This window comes from Paenibacillus sp. P4_A7, from assembly GCF_056402455.1.
The window spans coordinates 1-8,890 of the sequence record NZ_JBFUHJ010000216.1; the positions used below are offsets into that span (position 1 = coordinate 1).

At 45.0% G+C, this 8,890-nt stretch carries 6 protein-coding genes; 4 read left to right on the plus strand and 2 right to left on the minus strand.

The genetic code is table 11. The features are described from left to right. The first annotated feature begins 21 nt into the window (after positions 1–21). From AC1DWN_RS21095 to murC, 3 genes are read left to right on the plus strand one after another with little or no spacing between them, the layout of a single operon-like run. The gene (locus tag AC1DWN_RS21095; RefSeq protein ID WP_477560872.1) at positions 22–2,664 is read left to right on the plus strand and encodes a valine--tRNA ligase; all 2,643 of its coding nucleotides are present in this window, start codon (positions 22–24) and stop codon (positions 2,662–2,664) included. 30 nt (positions 2,665–2,694) lie between these two features. Continuing rightward, entirely contained in the window at positions 2,695–4,080 is a 1,386-nt protein-coding gene (locus AC1DWN_RS21100) for a bifunctional folylpolyglutamate synthase/dihydrofolate synthase (RefSeq protein ID WP_477560873.1), read from the plus strand. Between the two features lie 7 nt (positions 4,081–4,087). Then, positions 4,088–5,482 (plus strand): UDP-N-acetylmuramate--L-alanine ligase, encoded by a 1,395-nt coding sequence (gene murC / locus AC1DWN_RS21105; RefSeq protein WP_477560874.1) that lies wholly within the window; start codon positions 4,088–4,090, stop codon positions 5,480–5,482. 186 nt (positions 5,483–5,668) lie between these two features. On the opposite strand, the gene AC1DWN_RS21110 is transcribed toward murC, so the two are convergent. Next, positions 5,669–6,424 (minus strand): class I SAM-dependent methyltransferase, encoded by a 756-nt coding sequence (locus tag AC1DWN_RS21110; protein WP_477560875.1) that lies wholly within the window; start codon positions 6,422–6,424, stop codon positions 5,669–5,671. Next, positions 6,417–6,806 carry a VOC family protein gene (locus AC1DWN_RS21115; RefSeq protein ID WP_477560876.1) on the minus strand — a complete coding sequence of 130 codons (390 nt, stop codon included), beginning with the start codon at positions 6,804–6,806 and terminating at the stop codon, positions 6,417–6,419. Before AC1DWN_RS21115 ends, AC1DWN_RS21110 begins: the two co-directional genes overlap by 8 nt. 1,528 nt (positions 6,807–8,334) lie before the next feature. On the opposite strand from AC1DWN_RS21115, the gene AC1DWN_RS21120 reads away from it, so the two are divergent. Continuing rightward, a partial coding sequence (locus AC1DWN_RS21120; protein ID WP_477560877.1) for a hypothetical protein occupies positions 8,335–8,890 on the plus strand: 556 nt, incomplete at its 3' end.

Sequence of the window (8,890 nt, forward strand, 5' to 3'; positions counted from 1 at the left end):
GATTTGTGGAGGATGGAATGAATGTCAGAAAACCAAACGACAACTGCAATGCCAACGACATATGATCCGAAGGCAGCGGAGCAGAAATGGTACGATTACTGGACGCAAGGGAAATTTTTCGAGGCAGGCAAGCGTCCGGATGCGAAGCCGTATACGATTGTTATACCGCCCCCTAATGTTACGGGAATGCTACATATTGGGCACGCGCTTGACTTTACGTTACAGGATATCCTGATTCGTACGAAGCGTATGCAGGGCTATGATGCGCTGTGGCTGCCAGGCACAGACCACGCTGGTATTGCTACGCAAACGAGAGTGGAACAGAAGCTGCGTGAGCAAGGCATATCTCGTTATGACCTAGGAAGAGAAGCATTTCTTGAGAAGGTCTGGGAATGGAAAGAAGAGTATGCTAATACTATTCACGGACAATGGGCCAAGATGGGACTTTCTCTAGATTATTCGAGAGAGCGATTCACATTAGACGAGGGACTATCCAAAGCTGTTCGCGAAGTATTCGTTYGTCTTTATGAGAAAGGGCTTATTTATCGTGGTAAAAAAATAATTAACTGGGACCCGGCAGCACGCACAGCGCTTTCGGATATCGAGGTAGATTACAAAGAGCTTAACGGACATTTATACCACTTGAAGTATCCTCTTAAGGATGGTTCCGGCTTTATTACGGTAGCTACGACTCGTCCCGAGACCATGCTTGGTGATACTGCAGTTGCCGTTCATCCTGAAGATGATCGTTATAAGCATCTAATTGGGCAGTTCATCGTTCTTCCTATTATTGGACGTGAAATTCCGATTATAGCTGACGATTATGTAGATAAGGAATTTGGTTCTGGTGCTGTAAAAATTACGCCAGCTCATGACCCTAACGATTTTGAGGTTGGAGAACGTCATAGCCTGCCGCAAATTATCGTAATGGATGAAACGGGTACAATGAATGCTGAAGCGGGACCTTATCAAGGATTGGATCGCGCAGATTRCCGGAAGCAGATTGTTAAGGATTTGCAAGAGCAGGGCGTATGTGTAGAAATTGAGGACCACGTACATCAGGTTGGACACAGCGAGCGAAGCGGAGCGGTTGTAGAGCCGTATTTGTCGACACAATGGTTTGTAGCGATGAAGCCTCTAGCAGAAGCTGCAATTGCTGCTCAGAAAGCGGGCAAGGGCGTTAATTTTGTTCCTGAACGTTTTGAGAAAATATATTTTAACTGGATTGAAAATGTACGTGATTGGTGTATTTCCAGACAGCTTTGGTGGGGACACCGTATCCCGACCTGGTATGACGATGCTACAGGTGAAATGCATGTTTCCCGTGACGATATGACTGGTGATAATCTGCGTCAAGATAATGACGTGCTCGATACTTGGTTCAGCTCCGCGCTATGGCCGTTCTCGACTCTCGGCTGGCCGGACGAAACAGAGGATCTGAAACGATACTATCCTACGGATGTACTTGTGACTGGATATGATATCATTTATTTCTGGGTTGCCCGCATGATCTTTACGGCGCTTGAATTTACGGCCCAGCCGCCTTTCAAAGACGTATTGTTCCATGGACTCGTTCGTGATTCCGAAGGACAAAAAATGTCCAAATCGAAAGGCAACGGTGTTGATCCATTAGAAGTTATTGATCAGTATGGTGCTGATGCTATGCGCTATATGATATCGACTAGCAGCACGCCAGGGCAAGATTTGCGTTTCCGCTTTGAGAAGGTTGAGCAGGCTCGCAACTTTGCCAACAAGATTTGGAATGCATCACGCTTTGCGCTTATGAATCTTGAAGGTGTAGAAGCCAAGGATATTGATATAACGGTTCAGCTTGGAACAGCTGATCGCTGGATTTTGCATCGCTTAAATGAGACGGTTCGCGATGTAACTCGTTTAATTGACAGCTACGAATTTGGCGAAACTGGCCGCTTGCTTAATAACTTCATTTGGGATGATCTGTGCGACTGGTACATCGAATTTGCTAAGCTTAGCTTATACGGTACGGATGAAGCAGCGAAGAAGGCGACACAATCTGTACTTGCCTACGTTCTTGATCGTACGCAACGGCTCATTCACCCATTCATGCCATTTATCAGTGAAGAAATATGGCAGCACTTACCGCATGAAGGTGAAACGATTACTTTGGCTGAATGGCCGGTTTATGATGCAGCATTGGAAGCTCCTGATGCGGTTAAAGAGATGGAACTGCTTATGGATATCATTCGAGCAGTACGCAATATCCGCGCGGAAGTTAATGTGCCAATGAGCAAGAAAATCGAGCTTCTTATTAAGCCATCAGGTGAGGCTGAAGCCGCTATATTCGCTCGTAACGAAGAATTTATCAAACGATTCTGCGGTACATCCATGCTAGAGGTTGGTTTGCAAATTACTGCGCCGGATAAGGCAATGACAGCAATTATTACAGGTGCGGATCTTTATTTACCGCTAGCTGGCCTTATTGACATAGCACAGGAAATAGCACGTCTTGAGAAAGAGCACCAGCACTTGAATGCCGAGGTTGAGCGAGTAGAGAAGAAGCTTGGCAACGAAGGATTCGTAGTGAAGGCTCCTACGAAGGTTATTGAAGAGGAACGCGGTAAAATGAACGATTATGCAGATAAACGCGATAAGGTTCTTGCAAGAATTGAAGAATTACGCGGATAGTCTGCAATAACGGAAGAAGGAACGAATAGGATGACGGAACATAAAATAGAGCAGCGGCCAAGCGAGCCGCTGCATTCCTATGGTGAAGCTGTTAATTGGATTAATGGACTGATCCCCTTTGGTATTCGCCCAGGCTTAGATCGGATCGAGCAGCTTATGATGATGCTAGATAATCCGCATCGGAGACTGAAGTTTATTCATGTAGCGGGTACGAACGGCAAAGGCTCTACTTGTGCATATTTAACTAACGTACTTGTGAAAAGCGGCTATGATGTCGGTACATTTACATCGCCGTATATTACAAAATTTACGAATCGGTTCCAATATAATGGAGTCGATATTGAAGAAGAAACACTTTTGAAGCTAGCAAATGAACTGAAGCCGCATGTGGAAGCAATTGCTGAGACTGAGCTTGGTTCACCGACGATGTTCGAAGTATCGACAGCGCTGGCTATACTTTTTTATGCAAGAGTCACTTATCCCGATTATGTGGTCTGGGAGACTGGGCTTGGCGGGCGGCTTGATGTGACGAATATCGTCCACCCGGTCGTATCCGTTATTACGAATATTGGTCATGATCATATGGATCGTCTTGGAGATACGCTGGCCGCAGTCGCAAGCGAGAAGGCTGGCATTATTAAAGCGGCTATTCCTGTCGTAAGCGGGGTAACACAGCCAGAAGCAGTAGAAGTTATCAAAAGAATAGCAGCTGAGAGACAGAGCTCGCTTTATTTGCTCGGAGAACAGTTTCATGAAACGGAGATTTCTGTCCGACAGGATGAGCAAACCTTCCGCTTTGAGAACCTGTTTCGCACGATCGAGCCTTTAACGATTACACTTAATGGCGAGCATCAACGGACAAATGCTGCGGTTGCAGTTATGACGCTTGAGATACTTCGTCAATATAACGCGCTTGTCGTTGAAGATGATATACTCGCAGACGGATTGCGGACTGCCACTTGGCCAGGAAGGCTTGAGATGGTATCTGATTCACCGCGTATTTTGCTAGATGGCGCTCATAATCCTGAGGGAGCAGAAATGCTTGCTGCCGCTTTAAAAAATACTTATAAATATGATCGTTTACATCTTATGATGGGTATGCTGGAGAATAAGAATCATCATGATGTGCTCAAGCATATACTACCCATAGTGGATACGCTAATTTTGACCGAGCCTGATTATCGAATGAAAAAAGAAGTAAATGCTTTGGCTGATTTGGTACGGGAAATGCGGCAGCAACAGCCAAATGAGCATTCTTTCGAATTAGTGGTTGAAAAGGATTATCGTGTGGCGTTAAAAAAACTACAACAGTTAACCGGGGAGAATGACCTTGGAGTCGTAACAGGCACGCTATATTTAATAGCTGATGTTCGCTCCAGCATTTTGTTCAACTCGGAATCTGAAAAAGGTTGGTGAACCGTCTTTGAATACGGCAGAACATGTTCATTTCATCGGAATCGGCGGTTACGGAATGAGTGCCATTGCCCGCGTCATGCTGGAAATGGGCTATAAAGTTACTGGATCCGATGTAGCGCGTCAAGAATTAACAGAAAAGCTTGCTGCTAATGGCGCTAGCATTTATATCGGTCACCAGCCTGAGCATGTGAGAGGAGCCGATTTGGTCGTTTACTCCACAGCTCTTTCCAAAGATAATGTTGAACGAGTTGCAGCAGAGGCATTAAAAATCCCGGTTCTGCATCGGTCACAAATGCTAGCAAAATTAATGAATGCAGGAAAAGGAATCGCAGTAGCAGGCGCACATGGAAAAACAACAACGTCTTCGATGATCGCGCTTGTAATGGAAACGTGTAATGCAGATCCGACCTATATTATCGGGGGCGAGATTGTAAACGTTGGCACGAATGCGAAAGCAGGAAAAGGCGAATATGTTGTTGCTGAAGCGGATGAGAGTGATGGATCCTTTCTCCACTATCACCCAACGTTAGCTATTGTGACGAATATCGAGCCGGATCATCTTGAAAATTACGACGGCGATTTCGAAAAGCTGAAGGCGGCTTATGTACAATTTTTGCGACAGGTGAAATCGGACGGTAAGGCGATTGTATGCGCGGATGATAAGACGGTTAGTGAACTGATTCCCCGCATTTATGAAGGGGAGACCAGTTCTTCACAACTAATAACTTATGGAATCGACGGAGACGCTCATTACAAAGCAGAAAATATTGTGCTTGGTGATCGCAAAGCTTCATTCACGATGACGTATAATGGAGCGCTGCTTGGGGAAATAGAGCTATCTGTTCCAGGTCGCTATAATGTGTACAATGCTATGGCTAGCGTAATTACTTGTCTAGAATCAGGCTTGTCCTTCGCAGAGATAGCGGCTGCGATTCGCTTGTTCAGAGGAGCTAAGCGTCGATTCCAAGTAATTGGAGAGGTCAACGACATTTTAGTAGTAGATGACTATGCTCATCACCCTACTGAAATTAGAGCGACGATTACAGCGGCTAAAGCAACAGGAAAACGTATTGTGGCCGTATTCCAGCCTCAACGTTATTCACGGACGTTTTTCTTGTTCGAGCAGTTTAGCCGTGCATTTCCTGAAGCCGATGAAGTCATCATTACCGACATCTACTCGCCAGCAGGTGAATTACAGATCGAGGGTGTGAACTCGGGGAAGCTCGTTGAACTAATCAAAAGCAACAGCAATGCGAACACAAAGTTCATTTCGACTAAGGAAGAAGTTATCAGCTATCTAACCGGACGATTGTCACCAGGTGATCTTGTTATCACGATGGGAGCAGGCGATATTTGGAAAGTGGCCGATGCCTTGGCAAAATCGCTGAAATCAGCCCAATAGCAAGCGTAAACGACTGTCGTCGGCCTCTGGCGGTATAAGCTCTTTCGCGATGAAGTATAGGGAGAGTGTAAGCTTGAAACTTATGCATTCCTACATTTTTAAATAATGCCCGATGGTTCCTAGTTGGAATCATCGGGCATTTGTTATTTCATCGAGTAACGTGCTCATGTCGCCAGTCGTTCGCGCTTAAACTTCTCCCCAAAATACTTCCGTCTCGTAGTCGAAAAAAACAGTGCCGTTCTGTTCGTTTCGCTCAAAGATTTTACGCAGTTCAGCTATCATCGGCTCATAGAGTGGGTTTTCCGCTGTTGGTGTGTAAGAGGAGGATAACAGACGCCCAAGGAGTCCTTCGTAATCAAATGCTTGTCGATTCGTAAAGCKAGCCTCCTGTAATTGGCCTTCCTTAAAGAAAGAAAGCAGCAATGTTTTATCAATGTTTTTATGATTGATTTTCTCGTAATCTGACCCAAGCATCCGAAGCAATTGATCATACTGCTCCAGAAAAGGCGAGCCTGACGTCAGCCGTGAATTCCAAATTAATATAACCTTTCCATCCGGTTTTAAAATACGTTGAAACTCAGCTTGGGCTGCTGGGCGGTCAAACCAATGAAAAGATTGTGCACATGTTATGAATTCTATAGATTGGTCTTGCAGGCCAGTGGCTTCCGCCGAACCGACACTGAATTCATACATCGGATTATCGCCTATAGCTTGTATGGCGGCTTCTCGCATTGCTTTATTAGGTTCAACCGCAATAACATGACTTCCACGTGCCAATAGCTGCTCGGAGAAAATACCGGTCCCCGCACCAACGTCAGCTATTAGGCTGGATGCTGTAAGTCCTACGGTACTATATAGATAATCGATAGCTTCCTCTGGATAACGTGGACGATATTTTACATACGTATCAACCCGGTTTGTAAACCTCTCTTTGCTATTCATTGCGATAACCCTCCGATTCGATAAACTCTAAGCGATTTCCAAACGGATCATTTGTGAAAAAACGTGTGATACCTTCAGTATCACGATGGTCATCATCAATAACGATTAGATGGTTTTGAATAAAATGATTTCTCAAGGCTTCGATCTCTTTAACGTGGAAGGCTGGATGAGCTTTAGTGGCAGCGATAAATGGCAATTGCACCCCAATATGAACTTGATGAACGCCACATTGAAACCATACGCCACCACGCTTGAGCAGATTTTCAGGTTTCTGGATTTCATTCCATCCGAGCAATTTGCCAAAAAAGTGTCTTGCTTCCGTCTCGCATCCTTCGGGTGCGGCAAGCTGGACATGATCAATCCCTAAAAATTGAAAAGACATCGCAACATTCTCCTTCTGTCATCTACGTTTCACCTAATGGAACTCTGTTTCATTTTATAATTATATTTTACATAATAATGAAATTAAAATCCAGTTTATTTTTTAATGGATTCAATCTCAAAATCAGTGCTTGATTTCATGAAACCCAATGCTGATGGTGCAGGGCATCCTCTAACATCTCTCTATTTCGAGGCATGTATAGAGGTGGACGATTAGAATGGATAGTGTACATTCAAACAGCATGTATTACATGTTTTAACGCGTTTGAATGGAAAAGATACAATCAAATAGGTAGTTAGAAGCTTTTATCTACGCAACAGGCGATTAGCTTGGATGAAATACAGTCTGGGACCAATACAACGTTTTTGAAGTGGATTTGATTGTATAAAATACAGTCAAATAAGATAACAGAAGAGAAGAGTACAGTAGAATATACTGATCTCACTTTCTGCCTAACCCGTCTTTGATTCACTATCCCGTCAGCTCAGGAAAGAAATCAAATAGGAAAGTGCATCCCGCTAAGACGAAAGCGCCCCTCCCCCACAAACAAACGTAACTCACCACCATCTCTCAAGCCACAACGTTACTCATATGTTCATGCTGCCCGAGCGCACCAAAAGTAAAGCGTGTCCCGCAGGGACGAAAGCGAGCCACCCGCGAACGTAACTCCCACCCCTCACTGCCCCTAACACGTTACTCAGATATTCAGGTATCCAAGAGCACCAATCGTAAAGCGTGTCCCAAAGGGACGAAAGCGAGCCACCCACAAACGTAACTCCCACCCCTCACTGCCCCTCTCACGTTACTTAGGTATTCAAGTATCCAAGAGCACCAAAAGTAAAGCGTGTCCCGCAGGGACGAAAGCGAGCCACCCGCAAACATAACTCCCACCCCTCACTGCTCCCCAGACGTTACTCAGGTATTCAGGTATCTCAAGCGCACCAAAAGTAAAGCGTGTCCCGCAGGGACGAAAGCGAGCCACCCGCAAACGCAACTCTCAACCCTCACTGCTCCCCAGACGTTACTCAGGTATTCAGGTATCTCAAGTGCACCAATCGTAAAGCGTGTCCCGCAGGGACGAAAGCGTGCTACACGCAAACATAACTCCCACCCCTCACTGCTCCCCAGACGTTACTCAGGTATTCAGGTATCTCAAGCGCACCAATCTAAAAGCGGGTCCCACAGGGACGAAAGCGAGCCACCGACAAATGTGGCTCACAACCATCTCAGCAACTCCTACGTTAGTCCAATTGCGGGTGTCCAGAGGGCGGTAGCCCCTCGGGGCCCTCCCTTGGAAGGGAGGGTTTGGGTGGGTTCGAAAAGCCTTTGAAGGTTTGGATAGAATCCTTTAAAGGTTTGGATAGAATCCTTTAAAGGTTTGGAAAGAATCCTTTGAAGCTTTGGTAAAGAAACCTTTGAAGGTTTGGTAGAAAGCCCTTCACAATAAAGGGTTTGGGTTTCCCATCGTCATAAATCTCTTAAGAGTCTCATAGATTAAGATACAAGAATGGTACAAGGAGTGAATGACATGAATTCAAAAAATCGAATTACGTATCGTTTTGATCGTGCTGGGAAGTCAATTAACGAAGAGAGCCGTGAGGCGGCTGATATACAGCAGGGGAATGACTCCAAGGAGGCAGCTTCACATAAATCTGCAAATGAGAATTCACTCATGCGGCCCCATTTAAACGTCGTACAGTTGTATAATAATAAGGAGCATCATACTCTGAGTGAGGTAAATCCTTGGAATAGCCCTTTTCAAGAGGATATCGGTGCGTTGGAACAACTAATTCGCGATACTGATTCCAAAAAGGGCAAAGCGGTGCACGAACAAACAGATGCTAATGATAAACAAGAGGAAAATCCGGATAAAGGATGGAGCGATGCTCGATCTATACGATCATATGACAGAAAGCTTAGTAATTCGATTCAGGTAGAACCACGTATAAGTGATACAAAACAGCATCGTAATATAGGTCATACTATTGCAGATACAACAGAACACAATATAGATGACATCTTAGATTACATTCCAGACGCTGCAAAAAACATTGCACATGAGCTACTAATAGAAAGTGATGAGC

What these genes read in the sequence shown, in the direction of transcription:
- AC1DWN_RS21115 (WP_477560876.1), bottom strand. Translation starts at nt 6,806, where the DNA reads ATGTCTTTTCAATTTTTAGGGATTGATCATGTCCAGCTTGCCGCACCC.
- AC1DWN_RS21100 (WP_477560873.1), top strand. Translation starts at nt 2,695, where the DNA reads ATGACGGAACATAAAATAGAGCAGCGGCCAAGCGAGCCGCTGCATTCC.